The organism is Paenibacillus provencensis, assembly GCF_042678545.1.
GTDB classification, from domain to species: Bacteria; Bacillota; Bacilli; order Paenibacillales; family Paenibacillaceae; genus Paenibacillus; species Paenibacillus provencensis.
The window spans coordinates 3,296,950-3,322,117 of sequence record NZ_JBHTKX010000001.1; the positions used below are offsets into that span (position 1 = coordinate 3,296,950).

Annotated in this window: 16 protein-coding genes; 2 read left to right on the plus strand and 14 right to left on the minus strand. The window is 45.4% G+C overall.

What is annotated here, in order from left to right:
• Positions 1-50: 50 nt before the first annotated feature.
• The 4 genes from dapD to ACFQ3J_RS15785 form a co-directional block, all read right to left on the minus strand.
• Positions 51-749 carry a 2,3,4,5-tetrahydropyridine-2,6-dicarboxylate N-acetyltransferase gene (dapD, locus tag ACFQ3J_RS15770; RefSeq protein WP_091160472.1) on the minus strand — a complete coding sequence of 233 codons (699 nt, stop codon included), beginning with the start codon at positions 747-749 and terminating at the stop codon, positions 51-53.
• A gap of 153 nt (positions 750-902) precedes the next feature.
• Positions 903-1,370 carry a GNAT family N-acetyltransferase gene (locus ACFQ3J_RS15775; protein WP_251582590.1) on the minus strand — a complete coding sequence of 156 codons (468 nt, stop codon included), beginning with the start codon at positions 1,368-1,370 and terminating at the stop codon, positions 903-905.
• A 95-nt stretch (positions 1,371-1,465) separates the two neighbouring features.
• Positions 1,466-2,668 carry a HupE/UreJ family protein gene (locus ACFQ3J_RS15780; RefSeq protein WP_251582591.1) on the minus strand — a complete coding sequence of 401 codons (1,203 nt, stop codon included), beginning with the start codon at positions 2,666-2,668 and terminating at the stop codon, positions 1,466-1,468.
• A gap of 161 nt (positions 2,669-2,829) precedes the next feature.
• Positions 2,830-10,701 (minus strand): lamin tail domain-containing protein, encoded by a 7,872-nt coding sequence (locus ACFQ3J_RS15785; protein ID WP_251582592.1) that lies wholly within the window; start codon positions 10,699-10,701, stop codon positions 2,830-2,832.
• Positions 10,702-10,969: 268 nt separating this feature from the next.
• Here ACFQ3J_RS15785 and ACFQ3J_RS15790 point away from each other — a divergent pair, with 268 nt between their 5' ends.
• Together ACFQ3J_RS15790 and ACFQ3J_RS15795 are read left to right on the plus strand one after the other, a co-directional pair.
• Positions 10,970-12,556, plus strand: coding sequence for a helix-turn-helix domain-containing protein (locus ACFQ3J_RS15790; RefSeq protein WP_251582593.1), 1,587 nt, complete (start codon positions 10,970-10,972; stop codon positions 12,554-12,556).
• Between the two features lie 198 nt (positions 12,557-12,754).
• Positions 12,755-13,024, plus strand: a complete 270-nt coding sequence (locus ACFQ3J_RS15795) for a hypothetical protein (protein ID WP_251582595.1) — start codon at positions 12,755-12,757, stop codon at positions 13,022-13,024.
• Between the two features lie 395 nt (positions 13,025-13,419).
• Here ACFQ3J_RS15795 and ACFQ3J_RS15800 read toward each other — a convergent pair whose 3' ends face one another.
• The 10 genes from ACFQ3J_RS15800 to ACFQ3J_RS15845 all read right to left on the minus strand — a co-directional run bounded on the left by ACFQ3J_RS15800 (position 13,420) and on the right by ACFQ3J_RS15845 (position 24,932).
• Positions 13,420-14,001, minus strand: a complete 582-nt coding sequence (locus ACFQ3J_RS15800) for an LOG family protein (protein ID WP_091160484.1) — start codon at positions 13,999-14,001, stop codon at positions 13,420-13,422.
• A gap of 20 nt (positions 14,002-14,021) precedes the next feature.
• Positions 14,022-14,342: a MazG nucleotide pyrophosphohydrolase domain-containing protein gene (locus tag ACFQ3J_RS15805; protein WP_091160485.1), complete on the minus strand. Its 321-nt coding sequence runs from the start codon at positions 14,340-14,342 to the stop codon at positions 14,022-14,024.
• 249 nt (positions 14,343-14,591) lie between these two features.
• On the minus strand, positions 14,592-15,299 hold the full coding sequence (locus tag ACFQ3J_RS15810; protein ID WP_251582785.1) for a DNA alkylation repair protein: 708 nt from the start codon (positions 15,297-15,299) through the stop codon (positions 14,592-14,594).
• Positions 15,300-15,635: 336 nt separating this feature from the next.
• A complete protein-coding gene (locus ACFQ3J_RS15815; RefSeq protein ID WP_251582597.1) occupies positions 15,636-16,799 on the minus strand; it encodes a DUF4317 domain-containing protein in 1,164 nt (387 codons plus the stop codon).
• A gap of 215 nt (positions 16,800-17,014) precedes the next feature.
• Positions 17,015-17,998, minus strand: coding sequence for a tRNA dihydrouridine synthase (locus tag ACFQ3J_RS15820; protein WP_251582598.1), 984 nt, complete (start codon positions 17,996-17,998; stop codon positions 17,015-17,017).
• Positions 17,999-18,275: 277 nt separating this feature from the next.
• Positions 18,276-19,436, minus strand: coding sequence for a cobalamin-independent methionine synthase II family protein (locus tag ACFQ3J_RS15825; protein ID WP_251582599.1), 1,161 nt, complete (start codon positions 19,434-19,436; stop codon positions 18,276-18,278).
• Between the two features lie 323 nt (positions 19,437-19,759).
• Positions 19,760-20,422 carry a hypothetical protein gene (locus tag ACFQ3J_RS15830; protein WP_251582600.1) on the minus strand — a complete coding sequence of 221 codons (663 nt, stop codon included), beginning with the start codon at positions 20,420-20,422 and terminating at the stop codon, positions 19,760-19,762.
• 67 nt (positions 20,423-20,489) lie between these two features.
• Entirely contained in the window at positions 20,490-21,284 is a 795-nt protein-coding gene (locus ACFQ3J_RS15835; protein WP_251582601.1) for an ABC transporter ATP-binding protein, read from the minus strand.
• Between the two features lie 86 nt (positions 21,285-21,370).
• Positions 21,371-23,992, minus strand: a complete 2,622-nt coding sequence (locus tag ACFQ3J_RS15840) for an FtsX-like permease family protein (protein ID WP_251582602.1) — start codon at positions 23,990-23,992, stop codon at positions 21,371-21,373.
• A 370-nt stretch (positions 23,993-24,362) separates the two neighbouring features.
• Positions 24,363-24,932: an SF0329 family protein gene (locus ACFQ3J_RS15845; protein ID WP_251582603.1), complete on the minus strand. Its 570-nt coding sequence runs from the start codon at positions 24,930-24,932 to the stop codon at positions 24,363-24,365.
• Positions 24,933-25,168 lie beyond the last annotated feature (236 nt).

The following is a 25,168-nucleotide window of genomic DNA, read 5'->3' on the forward strand; positions in this document are numbered from 1 at the left end:
AACAAACACGCGCCACTGTTGATGGCGCGCGTTGATTACATTAGCTTGCTTTATTTCAGGTTGCGAAGACCTTCGATAATGGTTGTCTTGGATTTCGTCTTGTCATCAACCATCTTGATTACACGAGCGGGAATACCAGCAACCACTGCGTTCTCAGGCACGTCTTCGATAACAACCGCTCCTGCAGCAATTACAGCGCCTTTGCCTACGCGCACGCCTTCGAGAACAACGACGTTTGCACCGATGACAACATCATCCTCGATGACAACCGGTTGTGCAGAAGGAGGCTCGATCACGCCAGCCAGTACCGCACCTGCGCCAACGTGGCACATCTTGCCGACTTGAACACGTCCGCCAAGCGTTGCGTTCATGTCAATCATTGTGCCTTCACCGATAGAAGCGCCGATATTAATAACCGCGCCCATCATGATAACCGCATTGTTACCGATCTCTACTTTGTCACGAATGATCGCGCCAGGCTCGATACGGGCATTGATTCCCTTCAGGTCAAGCATCGGAATTGCGGAATTACGACGATCATGCTCAACCTCGTAAGACTCAATTCCTTTCTCGTTCGCAAGCAGCTCTTGAACTTCTGCCCAATCGCCAAACAGCACGCCGCCGTCACCATAGTCGAATACTTTAACGCCTTCTACTGGAGAAGTAATTTTACCGTTGAAATACACCTTTACAGGCGTAACCTTTTTGCTATCTTTGATGTAATTAATAACTTCCATTGTTTTATCCATGGCTGGTATGTTTTTCTCCTTTTTCTTCAAGCTTATTTTCCTTGCGAACATTGTAGCATATGCGCTCGAACAGAGTCTACTTTTAGCACTGCAGGACTCGACCATACATGGCATAAATGTTACTGCTCGAACTAGAACCACCTGATATATGTACTATTGAAGTGGCAAGGTCAAAAAGTAGGAATAAAATTCGTCATCTATGACAAATCCATGCTTCTCATAAAGCGTCTGTGCTGCCTTATTTTCTGGCGCTGTAGATAACGCTACCCCTTTAGCCTTAGTCCTTGCTGCGAATTCCTTAACCTGCTGCAGTAGCAGATCCGCAATCCCTTCTCTGCGATGCGTTTCTACTACATATAGATCATTAAGTACCCATGAACGCATCATAGAGATGGATGAGAAGGTTGGATAGAGCTGAGCAAACCCAACGGCTTGTCCATCAGAAGCAGCACGTCCAATAAATACGACCGATTCTGCATGATTAAAGCGGTTGAACAAAAACTCCCTGGCTCCCTCAGGATCGGATGCTTGCCCATAGAACACACGATAAGAATCAAACAACGGAACCAAATCATCTAAATCATGAATCGTTGCTTGGAAGGCAGAATACTTTATTGTCACTTAAGAAATACCCCCTTTCACTTTACCTCGTTAATGTAGCATATTATCAGATTATATCTAGGTTTTTCATATTTTTCTATGATTCTTTTTTGTCATTAAATGACCCGAATAACGAACCAGAACAGGCCAAACAGCATGATGCCCCCGGATACTATGGCATTGCTGTACGTATAGACTTTCGTAAATCTTCTCAGCCACAGGAGCAGCGGAATAACTAAGACCAGCACAGACAGCTGACCAATCTCCACACCAACGTTGAACGAAATTAATGCAAGAACAATGGAATCTACAGGAGATTCCTGAAGCACCTGGGCAAAGCCAAAGCCATGGATCAGACCGAACAGCAGAGCAACGAGCCAGCGCCGGTTCACTTGCTTGCGGAAGATGTTCTCAACAGCAACATAGGCAATACTGAGTGCAATGAAAGGCTCCACGAAGCTTGACGGCAGGCGTACTATGTCCAGTGCAGCCAAAGCTATGGTCAAGCTGTGCCCGACGGTGAAAGCCGTCAGGACCTTCACATAGTCCCATGGCCGCAGCTTGGCCAATACCAGAGCAAGGATAAACAGCAGATGGTCAATGCCCAGCCAGATGTGCTGAACTCCGATCACCAAGTAGTTCCACGTCGTGACCGCCCAGTTGGGCAGCTCCACGGTCGTGCTGCTGCTTCCTTCAGCTGTAATTTCACCGGCAGCCACTTGCTGTCCGTTGGTAAAAACAATATCCTTTGAAGCCTCTCCCATCCGAATGGCAGCAAAGTTCTGATGATTGGCGTCCATATCAAAAAAGAAATTATAGTTGACTGAATAATCATCTGCCGCTTCTGCAAAATCATATCCAAGCTGCATATGCAGGTAGCCGATGTCATTTCGTTCCACGATCCTGATATCATCTATGGATGCAAGCTCGGCAGCCTGACCTTCTCCCTCTACGATTAAGGATTCCTCGATCAAGGATCTAAGCTCGTCCTGTGTCCATGCAACCTCGCCCTCCGGGGGCTTATTGCCTCCACCCAGTACGAACACACCGCCAGATCGAACATCCATCCACTGAGCTACTTCCTGCAGATCAAGCTCTATTTCGTAAATCAATCCGCTCTGGTCCACCTGGATATTGGAATATCCCAATGTATTCATGTGTGCACTTGCCGGGTGAGCAAGAATAGATGATGCCCAAAAAAAGAGGATGAAAGCCGCGATCCGCTTGGTGTATCCTCTCATCCCGATGCAGAACAAGCTTCTGCGCACACGCGAAGCATCCGATTCTACTGTCCTGCCATACTGACCATATAATTGCATGTCATATCCTCCTGTACCGATCTCTTGTACACTCAAATGCAATCAATATAGCATCCTATGTTTATCCGATGATGAAATAAATGTTTAATAATGTAAAATACTCGTTCTATTGAAAAGAAAGGGAGAAAGCCCTCTTGTTGCAGGCCTTCTCCCTAACCTTGTTATTGCATTTGCTCCAGCATCAGAGCGAGAACCTTCGCTGTCTCAGAACGCAATGCCATGCCTTTAGGATCAAAGCTGTTGTTTCCTTTGCCTGCAATGAATCCCATAGCCGTCGCCTTATTGACTGCATCCTTGGCCCATCCGCTGATCTGATTGTCATCGGTAAAGGCTGTACCGCTGCCGGCCTCCAATTCCTTGCCGCTCATATGCTCCAGGGCACGCACAATCATGACAACCATCTCTTCCCGGCTAATTGACTTGCCTGGTTCAAATTGGTCTGCACTTGTGCCATAAACAATGCCCGCTTCATAAGCTGCTTGTACAGCTTCTGCATACCAGCTTCCAGCCTTAACATCACTGAAGGTGTCAGCGCCTGCAGATGCTGTAAGTCCAAATGCTCTTGCCACCAGCGTGACAAATTCAGCTCTTGTTGTCGACTCTGAAGCACCAAACGTTGTATCCGTCATTCCATTGACGATACCTTGGAAACTGAGCAGCTGTACATAATGGTAAGCCCAATGTCCTTCGGTTACGTCCGTAAAGAGTTTGTTAAATTCCATTACGACATACGTACCAGCCTCTTGTACGGTTGCTGAGTAGCTGCCATCTGCATAACTGCCGCCAACCCAGGTTACACTTCCGTCTTCGTCAATATGATAAATACCGGCCAGGCGATCATTCTTCACATTATCGGCCTTCAGCTTGATGGTTACCGAAGCATCAAGCGGCTTCACTGTACCATCCGCACCGCGTTTTCCAATCTCTACCTTAGCTGGATTGCCGACCATTTTAAAGTTTGCTTTCTGTTCCATGCTGTAATCGCGAACTGCTTCGTTCACTGCCTCCTCCGAGGCTGCTTGTGTAGAAACATACAGTAGTTCATTAACACCGAGTTCACCAGCTAATGCAGTTCGTTCTGCTGCACTCATGGTGATCATAGCACCGTCCGCAAGAGTAATCGTCAAGCTGCGGTCTCCCATGCTAGTAAGCGCTGATGAGGTTAAGATCAATCCTGCCGCGTCGTCCTCTGCTCTCAGGCTTACACTGTCACCATCCGCAGAAATGTCTTCCGCTGTGATTTCAGTCCATTCGCTGTCCGTTGATGTACCACTGCCGGAGCCGTTGTTATTGTTATTGTTATTGTTATTGCCGTTTCCATTACCATTACCATTACCATTTCCATCGCCGTCACCGTCACCGTCACCATCACCGTCTCCATTACCGCCGGTACCCGTGGAGAACTTCCAGATTGGCGAGAGTGCCGAGCTGCCGGATGGATCGGTTGCCTTCGCATACCAGAAATAATCCTGATTCGCGTCTAGTGAATCCCAGGTCGTGGTCGCCCTGCTTCCACTTTCGACGGCTTGCTGTGTCCCGATCTCGTTTGTACTATAGAGATTCACTCCGATATAATCTGTAGCTACTCGCTTGAGAGGGTCCTGTGTTTCAAATGGAATGTAGAAATCGTCGGAGCCGTCCTCAAAATAATTCCAGTCATCAAGATAAGGTGAATAAGTCTTCACATGAATCTGCTCTTCCGCCGGATCGAATTCCAGGAAGCGCATGTATCCTGAACCACCCATAGGACCGGATTGATAATCTGCCAGCATTTCTACGACGACGCGGCCGTCTTCCAGATGCTTGACGTTATAGCCTACGCCATGAATATGACCGCAGAGGACCATCTTCACATTCGGATTCTTCGCTACAATCTCATCCCAGATCATTTGACCTTGGCCAGAATAGGCTCCAGATGGAGAAATATATTCATGCGTTCCGATAATAGCGTAACGGTCCGGGTACTTCTTCAATACTTCATTTGCCCACTCCACTGTATCCTCCTGGATGCTCCAGCCCAGATACAAAATAATGAAATCCTGGCCGTTGGCTGATACAAGATCATAGTGATCACGGTTGTTGTTTAAATCGTCTCCGTAAGTTGGCTGACTCTCAAACCGATCACGCCCAAAATATTTCCAGTACTCGGTATAATCGGCGGCATTGAAGTTCACATCATGATTCCCTGCAACGACACCGTATGGAAGTCCGGCTTCCTCAATGATTTTAAAGCTCTCATCTGCTATTGCCCATTCGTCCGGGCGGTACCAGTCGTCAACAATGTCTCCGGTATGAATGAGATAGCGGATATCCATCTCTTCCTTCATATCAGCGATGTACTGCATCTGAGACCGGAAAATATCCGGATAGGAGTCTGCGTAGTACTGCGTATCTGTAGAGAAGGCAAAGGTGAACTTGCCATCACCATCCGGATCTTCCGAAGCGGAGGCATCTTCAGCTACAATCAAGTCCTGAATAAGCACTTGAATAGCTTCGTCCTTCACCATGTCCGCAGCGTTTACGGTGGCTCTCAGTTCAAAATCTTCTGCACCGACGCCTCTGGCAGCCGCTTCCCATTTGCCCGTGTTATAGTTCCACGTATACATGGTCACCTGACGGCCCTCAACGGAGTGCCCCTGCCATACGACTTCAATCTCTTCAATTCCGTTTGCATCTTCGTCCAGCTTGAATTCATAGCGCTGGTAAGGGAACAGACCACTTGCGTCTGTTACGTAATATTCGCCGTCCTGCTTCGCGACGAGCGCTTCTGCTTCTGCTGTGAATGCTTCTTCTCCTTCTGGATTCAATTCAATTGGCGGCTCGCGGTCAACGGCATTGGAATAGGCTTCAATACCCGACTTCTCGTCGAAATCATAACGATAGCCTTGACCAAAGGAAACGTCCACTGCATCTCCATTCGGATCACTTGCGGTTACGCTGAGCACCGCATCATGGCTCACACCTGCTGCACCATCTGATGGAGTCGGATCCTCAGGAGCGTTCGGCGCCGTTTCGTCCGTAGTAAACACACCTTTGCGCGTCACCGTATTTCCTGCCGCATCCGTTGCCGTTACTTCAAAGATATGCTCACCGACCGTGAGTTCTAAAGCATGAACCATAGATGGCAGCTCAACCACTGAGCCGTCAAGAGCAGCCGTTACCGAAGCTACACCTGATACAGCATCCACGATATTCGCATTCAGCTCGAATTCACCTGTGTACAGCTTGCCGTCCTCAATGGAGAAGCTCTCAAATAGAGGCGCGGTATTGTCAACAACGGCGGTTTGCTCGACAGAGTTACCCGCTCCTGAGGACAAGGTGAACAGATGCTCTCCATCTGTTAGTGCTGTCGTATCTACCTCCGCATAGATGCTGCGGAATACATCTGCCGGCACGTTAAAAGTAATTTCGATATACTCGACATATCCGCCGCTATCTCCAATCTTATGGCGGTCTGCCGGATCGATATCTGTAAAGCTGTCTGCGTTTAATGTCTTGGCACGTGCCGAGGTCCACTCGGCCGAAGTACCGTCAGGAAGCAGCAGCTCTACTCCCTCAATCCGATAGTCATCGTTATTGTTCGATGTACCGAACTCCAGTGGGTCTTCCTTCGTCCCGGCCGTAATCTTGATGATATTTTCTCCCGGACGCAGAACATGCTTCGGAATATCAACATACTTCTGCTGATAATAAGTACTTACTGGCAACAAGGTAACCAGCTCATCATTGATAAACAAACCATTCTGGAACCCGTTGTTTATATCGTCAACCCGATACGTAAGCGTTGGCGTCAGGTGCAGAGCGGGATTCGCTTCAAGCTCCGTTCCATCCACCGCCAGACTCATCGTCTCACCGGCAATTTCCGTACTGCCTTGAACAACAGCTGTTCCAGTTAAAAATTCGACATTTGCAAAATCAATCCACAACGGTCCATGATCTACAAAGCCGAGGCTATAGCTGTCTGACTGGACAATATTCTGCCCATCCGTTGCTTCAAAGTAATAATCGACATGCGCTGCGCCAAGCAGCAGTGCCTTGTTCACTTCAGCGGACATGAATATATCCGAGCCTTCCGCTGTGCGCTTCATGTTGACTTCTGTGTAGTCAGCATCCATATCCCGCTTGAAGAACAATGACACACGTTTTGCCATTTCATCATCGGTGACAGTCGCTTCAAATGTCAGCGATCCAAAAGGAGTATCCTCTGTTTTTGCTTCGTGGGTAATGATCGGCTCGCTCGTATCTTCCGGCACTTCAACAAGCTGTTCAGGTACCTGTGCTTCAATAAGCTGGCCTGGTGTAGCCGTCATGCGCGCGGAACGCTTCACCATTTTGGTAGAGCCGTCCTTAGGGTATTCATATACGATACTCGTACCGTCGTTCTCTACCTCATCAATACCTACGTTGAACCAGGCTTGTACAATTGGGTTGCGGGCATGGTCGACCGCAAAATGAGAATCCTCGGCAAGAACAATACGTCCTTCGTTCGAATTGTTCATACCTATCGAGTAGATCGACATGACCCGATCTTCCGGCAGGTTGACGCCCCAGTGACTGTTAAAGCTGCTGACCGGCTCGTCCTTGCTCAGATCAGACTGTACCCAGATCACAGCCGTTTCTCCAGCCGGCAGCTCCAGGTTATGCGGCAGATCCCAAGCGTCCGTTCCGCCATGATAATAAACATATACGATTTGGTAATCCTTCAAATTTACGGTTTGCGTCGAATTGTTGTACACCTCAATGTACTCATACATATCGCTCCCCGTACTGTCTGGCACGAGCTCAGTAATGAGCAGCTCAGGAACTACAGATGGTATGGACTCGAGCACTTTAATTTCATAAGGCTCGTTCTTCACGTCCTTTTTCACTGTAATATGGACTCCATCAGATGCTTCGAAATAATAGTACAGACGGCTCGCGCCTGTCAGTGCTTCTTCCGGTACGACCGCTTCGTACGAATCCCCTTCTTGCCGGGTCATGGACACAGAGGTGAAGTCTGACATCACATCTGTTTTATAATATAGCTTCGCTTCGGTTAAGGCTGTATCATCCGTAATTTGAGCGGAGATGGTATAATCCTCCATCCCGATGCTGCCTGCCCCGCGGGTGTGTTTAATGACTGGAGGCAGATAATCATCCGGGAGAGCAACGGATGTTAACGGTATCTGTTCATCCAGTACGATGCCTGGTGTCGGCGTTACTTTCACACCCCATTTGACCATATCCTCGGTTACATAATTCGGTAAATAGGTCACAGAGGTGTCCGTTAAATTGTCAGGCGCTGGATTATCCGCAGTTGCACTGTCATTATAAGCTGCGGATACAACCTTATGTCCCGATTGGGTTACAATGTTTACAATCCTTGAAGATGTATTCGCAAGGCTGCTGTCCCCTCTGAGATTAGCGATATCTGCTTCTTCAATCTGTTTATCACCTGTCAGCTTGTAAGCAGCGTTGAATTTCTCCACCGAGCCGTTATCATCTGTCGGCTCCATCCGCAGCACAAGCGCTTTGCCTGGCTCCATCTGAACGTTATCACTGAACTGCCAAGTATACTGGGTGACACCGCTTAAATCGGTGTAATCAATGTAGTAATCCTGCAGCGAAATGACCTGATCACTGTTGTTGTACAGCTCAATATATTCCCATGCAGGGACGTCGGCACCGTTGATATTTGGACCGTTAAATACAATTTCCGTAATCAGCAAATATGGAGGCTCTCCATCAAGCTCTACTTGAAGCTCATATGTCTCGTGGTCCTCTGACGGACTCCTTGACGTACCATATTCATTTTGAATCGTGAAATAATATTGAACTTGCTGCGTGCTTGCCATCGCCTTAGCCGGAATAACCCCTGCCACGGAATAATTCCCTTCGGCGCCCTCCGTAATGGTCATCTCAGTACTGCTGTACAAAATCTCATAGTCGGCCTTGTAATACAGCTTGGCACCTATTAAAGCCGTTTCGCTTGTAACGGCAGCTTCAATGGATACATCCTGAGGATTCGTAGTCGTAATCGCCTGCTCATAGCTGATAGCAGGCAGCTGTGTAGGGTCATCTACCTGCGGTAGAGGAACTTGTCCTTCGAGAACGCTTCCTGGTGTCGGAATCTGCTTGGATGCCAGCTTGTCCATCAGAGCGCCGCTCGCCGGATATTTGTAGACGACGCTGGTCTTGTCACCGTTATCCGTCACATCCTTCGGACCGATGGCAATATCGTTATATCTTGCAGATGATACAATCAGGTCATCACCTGTCTTTTTGATGGAAGCCGTGTAGGTTCCTGTATTGACCAGATTGCCCGAGGGCTGATTCATGATCAGAATCTGATCCTGGGTAAGGGATACTCCGTATTCGCTGTTGACGAGAGGAAGGCTGCTGTTTTTTCTGAGCAGCACAACGGTCTTCCAAGGCTGCAGCTCCTGATCGCCCAGCGTCCAGTTATATACGGTGGTACCATTATAGTTCTCGTAAGATACATAGTAGTCTGATAAATTTATCGTCTCGGCGCTATTGTTGTAGACTTCAATATATTCCGAGTATTCATCATTCGGAGCGTTAAACACGATCTCGGTGATGAGCAGCTCCGGAATTTCCCGATCAATTGCAAGCTTATATATCTCTGTGCGGCTCAGCCCTTCTTCATTGCGGGCTGTTATGTAATAATCTATGCTGCCTGAATAACCAATAGAGGTAAGCCCGAGCGTTCCAGAGAGGCTGTAATTTCCTGCTTCTCCTGTTTCCACTGACATTTCAACGGCTGTATAAGTTTTTGCTGAGCTGTCTTTGAAATACAGCGTAGCTGATTCCAGATTGGATGGGCTGTATACGGAAGAGGTGAGCGCAACATCCTGCAGCGGCACCGTGCCGGCAGGTTGATGACTGATCACCGGAAGCAGGGACGGATTCTCTGCTGGTGGATCGGGCACCTGACCATCCAGTAGTGTTCCTGGTGTTGGGATGCCGAAGTTAAACCATTTTTCCATCATGGAGCTGTCTGCGTTATATTTATAAACTACGCTCGTCTTATCCTGATCGTCACCGTTCTCCGAGCTGTTCACTGCTGCATCGTTATAACGGACCGATGATAAGGTTTCGTTGGCGGCAACCGTCTTAATCGATGCTGTGTATGTGCCTGTGTTTACCAGGTTACCGCTAGGCTGGGTCATGACTGCAATCTGATGTTCTGCCAGTGAAACACCGTAGTCACTGTTCACAAGCGGCAGACTGCTGTTCTTGCCGAGCAAGACTACCGTCTCCCATGGCCCTGCTTCCTGATTGGGAAGCGTCCAATCCCGAACCGTGCTTCCATCATGATTCTCGTAGTGCACATAATAGTCGGATAAATTAATAGGCTGCGGGCTGTTATTGTAAACTTCGATATATTCCGATTTTTCTCCATCGCCCGGAGCATTAAATACAATCTCCGTAATCAGAAGACTCGGCGTCTCTTCTACAGCAGGCTGCTCAATTAGAAGCTCATATACCGCTCCCTCTTCAGCCGGACTCCGCGTTGTTCCGTTCTCGCTCGTAACCTCAAAGTAATAATTCACCATTTCAGCGTCCCGCATGACAGACTCCGGAAGGATCCCAGTTAACGCTGAATATCCATCAATTGGATCGCCGATGCTCATTGGCACAGCTTCGAAAGTTTCATCATTATTATCCTTATAGTATAGTGTCCCCGACATGATTGCGGTTTCACTATATACAGACAACGTAACCGTCATGTCCATAGGTACTGTTGACTCCGCTTGCTGCTCATAAGTAACCACCGGGGCGGCGCCAAGGGCTTCAGTTGGAGCTTCAACTGGAGGCTCAACAGGCGCTTCAGTAGGAGTTTCGGTAGGAGTTTCGGTAGGAGCCTCTACAGGAGTCTCAGTAGGAGCTTTTGCTGAAACTTCAGCAGAGGCTTCAGCATATGCCGACTGGACGCCAAACCATGGAGCCACTCCTCCAACCGATCCCGTCACAACCAGTACGGCTGTCATACATACGGCTGTCCATCGCTTCATTTGGTTCAAACTAAACATTCCCTCTTCTTCATCTCCTCATATTGTATAATGATGACCTTTTAAAGGGTATCCGAAGAGGAAGGAAGACGACAATGAACATTTAATTGGAACATATACATTTTTTTAGCTAATCACCGCAAAAAAGCATGAAGTGAAAAAAATGCAAAAATTCTGAAATATCGACACTAAGTTTCTTAACACTCCTATTACATTTCCTACATATATATGAAACAATTCTCTATTAGTATTTGTAAGATACAGCATGTTTTCGGGGAGGTTCATTGAGATGAGCATTAGGTGGGACGGCAGATCCATAACCGGCATGACGACGATATTTGCGCTTATTGCTATCCTGTACTTGTTTACCACCTCCATACTAAATAGGGCAGTTATTAATGAAGCGATAAAAGAATACTTATTCCAGCTGGAGCATACAGCTGTCGGGCTGACTGACTCACAATCACATATGGATATTTCCCATCATCTTGTAGAAGCATCTCACCAGGGGCTCCTTCCTGATAACCTCATCGTATTCGCTGCAAATGGGATGGAGTTGTACAGTTCAGACACAGCAGCAGTCTCCATGCCCATTCCTACATTCCAGCCTGGCCAAAATATAGCCCAATCGCATAACCAATACTATTTTTATACTGAAACCTTGAATGGAACGAAATGGATAAGTGCCGTAAGTAATGCCGAAGTAGCGCGGTCATCCCTCTTCCTGGGCACCATCTTAGCCGTCCTGTACTTGTTACTCGCTATATGCATGACAGGGCTGTTCCTGTTCTACACTCAGATCCGTACTCCGATCAAGGCGATCGGTCAAGCATTGTCCAGCCATGTGCCATTGAACATGGACTCCCGGATTAACCTCAATACAGCCGTACTTGAAGTGAACCGCCTATTAGAAGAACGCAACCATTATATGAAGTGGGCAGCCGAAACCATGCCTTCCATCATCACTTTAGATCATATCAATGAAATCAAGCGTCTTAACCCAGATTTAAAAAGGGCAGGAGAACATCCCCCCGCCAGCAGTACGATTATTGTCTTGTTTAACTCCCCTCCCGAGATCGAGGCTAGTGCAGATAACCCAATGTGTAAATCTTCATCCTGTGATAACGCACACCATTGGATCCTTACGATCCGCCAATTTGCTGAAGCCTGCGCACCTTCTACCCATACGTTTCAAATCGAACCGATGCACATCATCTCCATATTCTATAACACAGACCGGGACGTGCTTATTGCCAATCTAGAAGCGCAAATTCCTCTATGGGAGCAGGAGTTGTTAGATGGTCGGAAACTGCAAATAGCGGTCAGTGATTCATACCCTGGACAATTCCTCCTCAGCGAGATCTATCAGCAGACCCTTCACTTGATTGGACAAGCCCCTGCATCTCAGCGGATTCAGCTGATTACCAAACCGGCCGAAGCACTACCAGCTTCACTTCTGCAACAGCAGCAGCCAAACGTTCATATGCAAGCCTTAGATGAGAGAGAGGAGCCGAGCGAACCAACTGTCGGAATTAAAGATACGCTGGCCGTATATGTGCTTGATATCATTCAGCAGAAGTACCACCAGGACCTGTCACTTAACTATCTGTCCGATCTGCTCAATATGTCCAGCACTTACTTATCAACCTATATCAAAGAAAAAACCGGCAGCACCTTCAGCGAGCATTTGCATCGTGTCCGAGTAGAAAAAGCACAGGAGATGTTAATCACGACTGACATTACGATCAACCGGATTGCCTCCCAGGTCGGATATGTCAATTTCTCCTCCTTCAATCGGATGTTTAAAAAGGAAACCGGCATGACGCCAGGCCAATATCGTAAACAAGAGATTATACATATTCATAAAAGCATTTGAATCAATTTCATAACTCTTGATTCGTTTAAGAAAATATTACCTAAGAGCCTTTCGACATAAGGTGACAAATTTTTCGACACGGAGAAGGTATGATGTATACGAGAATGTTGATTATTCATCTTATACATGACTTACCGATGAAGAACCCCTAAGCAATAACTAACTTAGAAAAATGGACATCAACTGGAGGGCTTATCGATGGTAGAACAAATGATAAAAGATGTGTTAGAAAGAAGATCACAGGATATTGTAGAGATATGCGAAAAGGAGCACAATGACCTTTATCAGCTCTTCAGTGAGACTCTCGAAACGATCAAAGATCAAACTCCCGACAAATTGGACAACAGCATCGGATTATTAGAGGATCTCTTTTTGCAAAGTAACACCCGTGTTATGAAGACAGCATATAAAATTGGATTCAAAGATGCACAAGTGATTAATAAAGAGTTCATTAATTTTCAAGGATAGCCACGAAGCGAGGACCTGACTTCACATGTAGAATCAATCCTGCTTACACTCGAAAAAAATTCAAACTCGTACAGCCCATACTCCTTCATTGGAAGATGGGCTGTTTGTTATTCGAGCTGACTTCTGTCCAGATCTATGAAGACCTGCATGAAGAATGGCTAAACGATTTCTATAAGCTGAATCAGGTTAAAACTGCGGATCGAATGACTATATCGGGTTATATGACATCGTGACCAATGCCAGATATCGCAATCGGAATCTAAGGAATTAATATTTATTTTTAATAACCCCAGCAGCTGGTTCACAGACTAAATGTCTTCCAATTGAAAAAGGCATGATCCCGGTATAATTGCAGGGTTCATGCCGAATAAACTACGGAAACAATCCTCATTAGGTTAAGTACGCTCTTCCGTGAGGTAAGTCTTAACAGAAGGAGCCTTGTAAGTCGAGAACTGCTGAAGAATACCTTCCGGGGTATGATCCGTAAGGATCATGGATCGATATTTCGGCTGCATGAATTGCTCACGCTCCATAACATCAAACATAGATACCAGCGAATTAAAATATCCATTGATATTTAGCAACCCGCAAGGCTTCTGGTGTAACCCAAGCTGGCCCCATGTAAATATTTCAAAATATTCTTCCATCGTTCCAGGTCCGCCCGGAAGAGCAATAAATCCATCTGCCAATTCAGCCATCTTGGCTTTACGCTCGTGCATGGAATCCACCATAATGAGCTCGGATAAGCCCTTATGCGCAATTTCACGAGATTGCAGAAAATGAGGCAGCACGCCGATCACTCGGCCGCCGTGTTCCAAGACCGCATCAGCAACAGCTCCCATCAGCCCTACATTTGATCCGCCGTAAATAAGAGTGATCTGTTGTTTAGCCAGCACCTGACCCAGCTGTGCTGCACTTTCTTTGTATATAGAAGTGCTTCCTTCACTGGAGCCACAGAATACAGCGATTGATTTCATTACCCCACACTCCATTCTTATTATTTTGATGCGTACCGTGCTTGGAGCTTATCTTTATGTGCCTCTAAAATATCTTCGAGAGAGATATCGTACTTATTGGCAATCACAACTAGATTACCCAGCACATCTCCCAGTTCTTCTGTCAGCTCCCTTTTATTCTGCTCATATGTGCCTTCTATTTCATCTGGGCGATCTCGTCCGATCTCCAGTGCACGAATTGCACGCGCCACCTCTCCCGTTTCCTCAGCAAGAAACCCGATACGAACAAAGATATTCAGATCTGACCATTGACGCTGCTGATAATAATCCTTCACCCAATGCTGAAATTCGTTAATATTCATGTTGTTCCCCCATATGCTATAAAAGTTGCGAACAGGCGTTTTACTCAAAATTTTATCATACCCTCATTCCGCAAACCAAGTACAATTATCATCCGCATGATGAAAAACATGTTAAAAACCTAGAGTTATCTCTGTTAAGAGGAGTACTCTCCCAGTAGACCGTCTGGTTAACTACGAGCTGACATGATCTTAAATGTGAAAAAAAGACACTCGAGGGTTACTCTCGAATGTCTTATTGTGATGGGATGCCTAACATCTCACATATTTGCGTTTAAAGCCAAGCTGGTTCTTGTCCACCGCTTTTTGAATATTATCGGTTGCGAGCAAGATGGCGGGCTTCTTATTATCCCGTTTCATCTCAACAGGACCTATTGCCTGTGCAGTTTGGACCGCCTTATCGTGGAGCGCGACATAGGACACGGCCGTTGTGTACACAAAATTGTTCATCGAGGATTTGGTCCGTTCAGGAGATTCGTGAATCGTCTCTCTAACCATGTCCAGCATACCGGCAATTTTACTCTCCGTAAACTGAACATCTGGGCGACTGCCGAGCAGCCAGCAATAGCAGCTCCATCCTGCTGACATCTTCAGCTCATCTCCGCTTGCAATCCACTTATCAGCCACCTCTTGGGCAATATCAGTCTCCGCTAGGGTGACCGCGACGACGTAATCGGACAGCATATAAAAATAAGCTCCATCGATCCAGCGCTCAAAGTCCGCTTCTGTCATGGATTTCGCATCGGCAATGATGCCGGCAAAGTACATCGCGTCATAGTTTCCTGACGCATACAGCTGTTCAGCCAAAGGCTGGTCCATCTTGATCTTCTTCGCCATCGGCTTCATCGCACCTGTCGCCACACCAAACAGCGGTTCATGGGCACCATTAGACATGTACATCTTTTTGAGTCGTTCCTTGCCGAGAGCTTCAAGCTCCTGCATGACAGCTTCAAAATCCATCATTTAACACCTGCCTTTTCTAAGATACCCCTCACTCACAGGAGTACTACCGAGAATCTCTCTATACAGAACAAGCCTTTACTTCCTCTTACCATTTCTGATCACAAGATATAGAAGTGATGCCCAAAATAATAAACTTGATATCTTGACTAATAATTTCGTGACACTGCCGAATTGATCTAAATCAAATAAAATATCAACTAGGGATATGAACCCTGTAATTATCGCGACTACAATGCCAAATAAATACATCGGTAACATCCTCACACTTTCTTAACTTCATGTAATGGATATCTAGAGTTGTCCCTATCAACCAAACCGTTGTTAATCCTTACGCTACAAATCCTCCGTAGCAAGCGTAAATCCTTCGATGACGGCATCTTCGTCGACCTCAATCAAGAGGCACCTTTTCCCTTGATAATTCACCTGCTTCAAGTACTTTAGATCCTGTGGGCTCACTGTAATCGTAGCCACCTTCGTATCGATCTTAATCGATTTTGAGGTGAATTTCGGAATGACGCTGCTCGCTTTAAGCTCATAATTTTTATCGTCAACGACCGTTTCGAACGCAAGCTCTACCTTCTCCGCTGTCACATTCTCCACACCGCTCGAAGTCAGCATCCGTTCCACGTCTTTATAGTCCAGCCTTGCTGGTTCTTCCTGCTCGTTCGTCTCAATGACCTGATGAATCTCCTCGTACACCTGAGCGATCGTGGCGGCATCGAGATGTTCTCCCGCTACCTCCTTCACGATATCCTCAAAGATCGTTCGCTCCTCTTGCGCAGTTATGGTTCTCTCGGCCTTCAGGACTTCCTCAATGAATTGAAAGTTTGGTTCATTGGCTCTCCCTGAGGAATAGAGAACATGGTTCACGTCGGAATAATTATCCGATACGCTAGGGTAGAAGAAGCCTTGCTCCGGCGAGTTTAATTTAATGATAGGATCAACAAAGACATTATACTTATATTCCCGCTCGACATAATCAAACATGAGTGCCTTCTTCTGCTGCTCTGTGGAATTCACACTGCATAAAATAAACGAGTTCGCGAACACCTCATTCTTCTCGCTCTCTTCGACCTCTTCATTTTTTTCCTTCGTCGGTCGGTAATATTGTCCTCGAACGAAAGTGATTACCGTATCTTGCTTATAGTGAGTATCCGCCAGCATTCTCTCCACGAGCAGAAGCATCAGATCATTCCATTCATCTGGATCGCCGGTCACCAGCGCTTGATGAAGGAGCTCACGAGTCGGTTCCTCCGCTTCCTCCTGAAACTTTAACTCGAACAGCTTCTGATCCAATTCACCGGTTAGCAGCTTCTTGAAGTTGGCCATATGCAGCTCCTGCTTCTCCCGATCGAGCATCTCAAACGGCTGACGCTCGTAATGGTAGATCTCATTGCTCTCCTTCATAATATACACGTTAAGAATTTCGTATAGCTTCAGCATTTCGTGATCCATTTTAAACTGCTTGCGAATATGGGCGAGTTCTTTTTTTATCATACTTGATCAGACATCTCCTATAGTAAATTACCCCTGCCAAAATAAACGTTACAGAAGCCCTTCATTTAGAAGGGCTCCTCTTAAAATATCCAAATACGTTTGTTGTTCAACTAACTCATCATACCATAATACCATATATAGGGGCCCGTAATCATTGTATCGTTCCAACACCACATGCACTGAATACGGCAAAAAATATCCATCAGGGAAGTCCCCTACTCTTCCTCCACCCCATCATGCTGTTTACTTGCAAAATCATCAAGCAATGCACGCACTTCACTTGTCGACTTGGTGTTCATTAAGTTGTTTCTTAATTCACTTGCCCCTCGAAACCCACGAACATAGATTTTAAAGAAGCGGGTAAGTGGCTTGAACGAACGGGATTCCAATGCCGAATACTGATCATAGAGATCCAGGTGCAGCCGTAACAGGTCAAGCAATTCCTCACTGCTGTGCTCCCTCGGCTCCTTCTCAAACGCAAATGGATTGTGGAAAATACCCCGCCCGATCATAACTCCATCCACACCATATTGCTCAGCAAGCTTCAGGCCGGTTTGACGGTCAGGGATATCTCCGTTAATCGTCAGAAGCGTATCTGGTGCCACCTCATCACGAAGCTTCTTAATCTCCGGGATCAATTCCCAATGGGCGTCTACTTTGCTCATTTCCTCTCTTGTCCGCAGATGTATAGATAGATTAACAATGTCTTGCTTCAAGATGTGGGTTAACCAATCGCGCCATTCGTCTACCCTGCTGAAACCGAGCCTAGTTTTCACACTTACGGGCAGTCCTCCGGCTTTGGCCGCCTGAATGATGTCAGCTGCGATCTCGGGACGACAGATCAGGCCGCTTCCCTTCCCATTCTCCGCTACATTCGCTACAGGACAACCCATATTAATATCGATCCCTTTAAAGCCTTCTTTGGCCATACCGATACTCATTTGACGGAAATATTCCGGCTTATCTCCCCAAATATGGGCTACAATGGGCTGTTCATCCTCCGTAAAGGTGAGCCGCCCACGCACACTATGATTCCCCTCCGGGTGACAATAGCTCTCTGTGTTCGCAAACTCTGTAAAAAATACATCAGGTCTTGCCGCTTCACTCACCACATGGCGAAAAACGACATCCGTTACATCCTCCATCGGTGCCAGTATAAAAAAAGGACGTGGCAAATCACGCCAAAAATTAGTTGTCATATCTAAAAACCTCTCTATGATTTCAGGACAAATCTTTATCCCTATATTTATGAAATTGATTCAACGCTGTTCATGCTCCTGCTTCTTCTACACTTATAGCATGTTTAGGCACTTCTTATCAAACGATAGTAAAAGTTTAACAATTCACATAACTAAGCCACCGCAGTTCCGAAGAAAAAAATTCAGACTTATGATCACAAGAAAAAACTGTCGACAAGTACATCGCCGACAGTCTGAGAGGGAACATAGCCCCTCATTGCTTTATTTTAATTCTAAATTAATTTGCCCAATATTGCTCCGCAATACGCTGTCCTTGCTTAATCTTCGCCCATTGCTCATCTTCGGTCAGCTCATTTCCACCATCGCAGGACGCAAACCCGCATTGATGAGACAAGAGCAGTCTGTCCTTATCAATAATCTTGGATGCTTCGTCCAGCATTCTTAGTACACGCTCTTTATCATCCAGCGTATTCGTTTTGGAGGACAGCAGGCCAAGTACAATTTCCGTATTAGGCTTGTCTTTGAATACCGCGAGCGCCTCAAGTGAGCCTGCACGCTCATCATCCCACTCCAGGAAGAAACGATCGTATTTCAGCTGCTTCAAGAACAGATTCGCAATCTTGGCATAGGAGCCGCCGCCCATATTACGGGAGTCGTAGTTACCACGGCAGTTATGCGTCCACATTTTGAGGCCCAGGCTATGACCGAAGTCAATAACCGTGTTGTTGATATCAATGAATTCGGCAGCGAGAGCCTGTACTTCCTCCTGATTGATGTTCTCGCCTGTGTATGGAGAGTTCGGGTTGTCATCAGCGAAGAGCTCCCACAAGCAATCGTCGAATTGCAGAATTTTACCGCCAGCCGCAGCAAACTCCTCAACAAATTCCTTATAAGCCTTCACCAGGCCGTTCTTAAGCTCTTGTCTGTCTTTATAAACGGATTCAGTACCGCCAATGTTATCCGACCAGGACAGCTCACCAAAGATATGGGATGGAGACGGTACACACAGCTTCGTTTCACGATCGCCAGCTTGGGCTTGAAGCTTCTTATAGATATCAATAAAGTGATGGTTCTTACCGCCCAGTTCACCCGTAATGCGTAGACCGATATCTTTGCGAGTCTCATATTTCGAAGATCCGTCCGTATCTCTGAAGAAATACCCGTGATCTGCAATGTAGCGCTTGATGCCTTGGAAGCCCCAGACGAAGTCCAGATGCCACATCGATTTGGAGTATTCTCCATCCGTAATAACAGATATATTATTTGCAATCTCTTTATCAACTACAGCTTGAATCGCTTCGGACTCAGACTGCTCATATCCCTCGAAATCCTGATAAAATGGATAGGTAATATCATCGCGATGCTCGATCTGATGTTTATATTCTAATAAATCCGACGGACGCAGCAAGCTGCCTACGATTTGAAATCTATTGCACATGATAAAAGTCCTCCTCTAGAAAGCACAAGTCGTTTTTGATTCCTTTGATTCTAGCATGGAGGTTTACATCCTGTATAAGACTTAAAAGCGATATCTAGTTATAGCTAAAAGCTATATCGACATACTCAAGATAGCCATTAGTTATGATAGATTTATAACATTTATTTGAAGCATCCTAGACGTTAACAAGACAATATTTCATAAATTCGCCATCACCTATCATTTGAACTTTTTGCAGTAGGCGTGTACCTGAAGCTTACTAACGGCTTGTACTGGAAATATTCATCGATCATCCCGCAAATCTGACCATTAATCCCTCATTTTTATTTCTCAACGAAGTTTGTGAGCAAATTCAACAGATCTGCATTCTCTACGCTCCACTCTCTCCGATCATCCTTCGACGCATTGTCGGTCAAATCATCAAGCGCAGGTGCTAATTCCGGGTGTCGATTCTCAATTGCATAGAAAATATAGGGGATCGCCGGAGTGCCCAAAGCTTTCAATTGGTCGATTTTGTCCACATCGTTAATCGGTTCATCGGCTATCAATTCTACCTTGCTGGGGATCTCCTCAATATAGCTCGTATATATCGTTAAAAATTCCTTCCCTGTACTCCATTCCGCTTCTTGTCTCATATCCACCTTCGATATCTGTTCCATCGCTATAGCATAGATAAATTCCATAAGGCCATCTTGTTCTGAATCAATTAGCAACTGCTCCAGTTCAGGCAAAGCAACGACTCCTGCAGCAATAATTGCCTTAAAGTCTTCGTTATTTTTTACATAATCATATGGATTAGAACTAGCGGCTACTTCTGATGAAGCGAGGTTATCAATAGATTCTTGAATGTTGCTAACACTTGACTGAACCTCTTTGCTAGCATCTTCTTGCCCGCTAGAGCAAGCGGATAACAACACGACCAATACTAAAGTAGTCATTACATATAACAGCTGGCCTGTATTGAAAGAGTGTTTCATCTTCTTCATGGCTGCATCCTTTCTATGCATATTCTGCTGAACTCAAACTACGGGAAAACTGGAACTTTGGCTCTATTTAAGGAAATTGCATCTGCTTACTGCGCGGTTCACTACTAATCGATTGGAGGCGCTCCATAATATACAATGAGCGTTCACTTCGATCCTCTCCAACCATGTGTTCCGCACTGTACTCATCTACAATGCATCCATCACGAAACAGGATAACACGATCTCCATAGGTGGCAACATAAGGGTCATGAGTTACGATGAGCATCGACTGTCCGAGCTTATCACGCATATTCAACAGTAACTCTAGTATGTCTGTTGAATTACGTGAATCCAGATTTCCCGTTGGCTCATCCGCCAGCAGTATTGCTGGCTTATGAATAAGTGCACGTGCAATCGCAACCCGCTGCTGTTGTCCTCCAGACAGTTCCGCAGGACGGTGCTTACTTCGCTCTGACAAACCTACTAAATGAAGCATTTCCTCTGTAAGAGAAGCAATCTTTTTCTTAGGCTGACCTGCCAGGATCAGCGGCAATGCTACGTTCTCTTCTGCGGTTAGGGAAGTAATGAGATTGAAGAATTGAAATACGAATCCTATCATATCTCGCCGGTAATGCGAGACTTCAGGTTCACGATAAAATTGCTGCCACTCCCCATTTTGAACTTTGATCTTCCCTTCGGTAGGGGGCTCTAGTCCACCTAGGATCTGAAGCAATGTCGTCTTTCCTGAACCGCTGGGTCCCATTAACATCACGATCTCTCCTGCTGCCAAATCCAGGTCTACATGATCTAGCGCGACGACTTGGTTCGGTTCTTGTCCATAAATCTTGGTCAAATTTCTTACAGCTAATATTGAATCTCCCAAGCGTACATCCTCCCATCGCATTCACTGTTCTACTAATAAGGAATCACAGAACGAGTACAAGATCACTCAACGAACTCACTTCCCCACTACTCCACTGTTAATTCCTCGGTAATGGACTTTGCTCCGAACTGTTTAGAATATAACAGCGAAACAAGCAGCGATATGGCTCCCACAATGACGATAGGTAATGCTAGGGTGAAGCCGTTGATCGTCCATCCTTGTAACTCATTGGTCCCACTAAACAATCCAGTAAGAATCCAGCCACTGGCAATCACACCTACAAAAATAGCGGTAATGGCATACAGTAGTCCTTGCACAATCATTACAGATCTAAACTTGGCTGTTGTCAGCTGAATTGCCCGCAGTATGGCATACTCCCTGCGATGTGAATGAAATGTGGCTCCAAGTGTATTCATAATCCCTACGATACCAACGACGACAAATATGGCCATTACAGCCCACAAAATGGTATACTGCTCTCTTGATTGCTCTGCAATGCGCAATAATTCAGAATCTAGATCTGTAACCCTAATTGCCGGGTCATCTTGAAGTAAATGCTCTAATTCGGCCCTTACATTAGCAATATCTGCACCTTCGCTAACCTGCACATATATTGTTTTGGGCAAAATCTCATTAGAATTGTCATTATCACCTTCAATCCACGATACATTCGGATTCTGATAATCTACTAGAACATGGGTTTCATGCACAATAAAAGATAGGTCTGTCACTCCACTTACAGGCATCTCATATTTCTCTGCCCTCTCACCTAGACTTGTTCTTTGCAGAGATACGGCATCTCCTGATGCTATGCCCATATGAGCAGCATACTCAGGTTGTATGACAATTCCTGATGATAGATCGCCATCATCTAACTTCATTAACCCCATTTGCTGCATCAGCTTAAAATCCGTCTTTGCAGCTCCTATCCATTCATATTCATACGTCTCATATAAAGATGTACCTTGGAGATACTCAGGATGATAGCTGTTCTGCTCTAGCCATTCGGGATCTGCTCGTTCATAGTCCAGATCTGCAAGCAATACAGCGCTGAACGATCCGACCGGTAACGCCTGATCAACGCCTTCCATTTGACGCACTTGCTCTACTACGTCGGAAGACATTACATCACGACTATGCTCAATCACAATTGGCGTTATATGCTTATTCACTACTTGTTCTGTCTGTACACGCGTGAGGTTGTCTATAAAGGTAGGAATAGCAATGAATGCTGTCACGATACTCGCTAGCAGCATAACGATGAACGAATTCTGCTTGCGTAAGGCTACGAACTGTTTCATTGCATAGTAGGCTTCAGCAATGACGAATTTGCGAATGAACCAGCCACTAATTCGAGAGATGGCCGGAATCATATATCCCGCACCAAGAATAGATCCCCCTGCTGCTAACAATCCCCCCACAAGCGTAAATATCAGCCTTGTATCCGTGCTAATTAAATCTAGCCACGCCAGACCTAACATGACACAGCCGATAATGAACAGAATTCCCGAGATCCAAGCTTGTGATCTGTTTAATGTCTCTTGCTCGCTATGCCGCACAGCTACAAGCGGAGCAGATCCCGCAGCAGTCACGGCAATTCTCATCACAGATATTGTTAATAGCAACCAGCCCACTACAGCAATTGTAACGACGACTCTCCAATCCATTTCCACGTTGTTTAATGCAATTCCCATCATTGAATTAATAAACAATCCAGCGAGCTGACAGAACAACGCTCCTATACCAACCCCTAACACAACGCCTAATAAATTCATCACGGCCGCTTCCATCATGACCATCTTATAGATGACCCACCTGCTAGCTCCAACCATTCGAAATGTTGATATTTCACGGACACGTCCAAGCAACATCAGTTTGAAACTGCTGGACAAGAACAATAGACAGACGAGCATTAATATACTGCCTAGTCCAATTGCAATAAATCTAAACATTGTATGTTGTTTAATTACATTGTTGTTATCTGAAGTCAGTGAAACACGTATATCTTCATGAAATTCGGATTTGATCGTTTCCTCAATACCCCTGGCAGATATGTCGTCTGCTACATCAAGATATACGTTAGTAGCAACCTTACCTAACGCGTACTCTTCTCGAACATCATCTATATGCAAAATTACTGCTGCAGGATTCGGTGTATAATCCGGTATAATTTCACGGACTACCTTCTTTAGAACAATGTCGTTACTCATGGAGAATTCCTTCGTATCCCCCTGCTGGACTCCCCAGCGTCTCGCCACCTCTTCAGTAATCACCATCTCGCCCAGCTGTAACGTTGCCGTAAATCCAAGAAAATTTCTTATTTTCTCATTAGGCTCGACCCCAGCGTAATTAATATCAGTCTTCATTCTAGCTTCAAGATCGACTCGATTCGTCACAAGCTCTGGAAATACAAGGGTTACACTTGAAGCAATGACACCATCCATAGTTCTTAATCTGGAAATCTCCTCTTCCGTCAATAACTTCCTTTTATCATGGCCTTCGAAAGGACTAAGTGCTGCTACTAAATCAAATCCTCCGACTTCGTTATCTATCGTCCTTTGCACGGTGCGCTCCATTGAGACATACAAGGTACTTATCACGATAATCAGACCGAAGCTAACCCCAATACCGATACAAGTCAACAAGAGTCGCTGTTTTTTGGCAAAGAGCATCCTCATCGCCAATCCAAAGGTAGAGAGTTTCATCATGGCCCTCCATATTTGATTAAATGAATTATTCTATTTTATAGAATTTAATTCATCTATAAGCATATATTGCTTGCTATCTCCCACTAAATCTAACAATTTATTATAATTAATTCAATATTTTTCTATTTTATTATTAAGGAGGAAGTCCATCCATTTAGATGTAAAGTTATGTAGTTGTGAATGCAGGTTTACTCCTAAAATAAAAACAAGACCCACCATGCATTAGGCAAGGTAGATCTTGTTCATTTTAGACAGCGCTGCTTGTGAATACCCATTTCAGATCATCTAGAACATGAGATTAATCTCTTCAGCGTTCAGCAGAGTTATTGAACTGTAGCCATGTTGAAGAGGGGACAATTTGAGCTTTATACTACAATGTACTACGTCGCAGCTCATAAAAATACTGCACAATCGGATGCTTTAGCTTCATCTGCTCGGACATGTTTAAGATCCGCTTTTTCCCAACTCGTCTGTCCACTAAGGCTAGAATATTCAGCAAAATATCATTACCTTCTATGCTCTCCTCTATTGAAGTAGATAAGAACTTAGTTGCTGCAACGGCAAAATTGGATTTACTTAATGATGCCTGTGCAGACATCAGGTCCTTAGCAAGTCCAGATATTTTTCTGCTTCTCGCAATGACGATTAAACGATCCTCAGGAACGGTTCCTTTGGTATCGATTCTGACCGCTTCGATCTCTTCATTGCTGACCGGGATTTGGAGATCGGGATCACTCTTAATTTCCTGCTCTGTCTGATACCAACGAATGGAGGTCGTTCGATCATTCATATTGAGCACATTCTTTTTATCCACGGTAATATAACAATCCCCTGATTTATCAGGTGAATAGCGGTAGCTAGTTGCACGGTACTCGACCTTTCCAACTAACGCAGGAGAAAGGAAACTCTCCAGTTGCTGCTTCAATTTACTCCAGGACATGTATATGTATCCTCCTATGATTTAAAAAGCCCGTTAGCCGTATTTGCGGCGTTCAACGTACTGCTTTGTTTTATTTTTTGTCGGTTAGTAACCGAAGGATCTGATAATCCGTTTGATCGAGCTGCATATAATAATCCTTTCACCGTGAAATGATTTAATAAAAAAGTGTTTCATGGAAGCATCGAATATTTTCAAGATGTTATTTATCATTTAATTATACATCAACCCTTATCCCA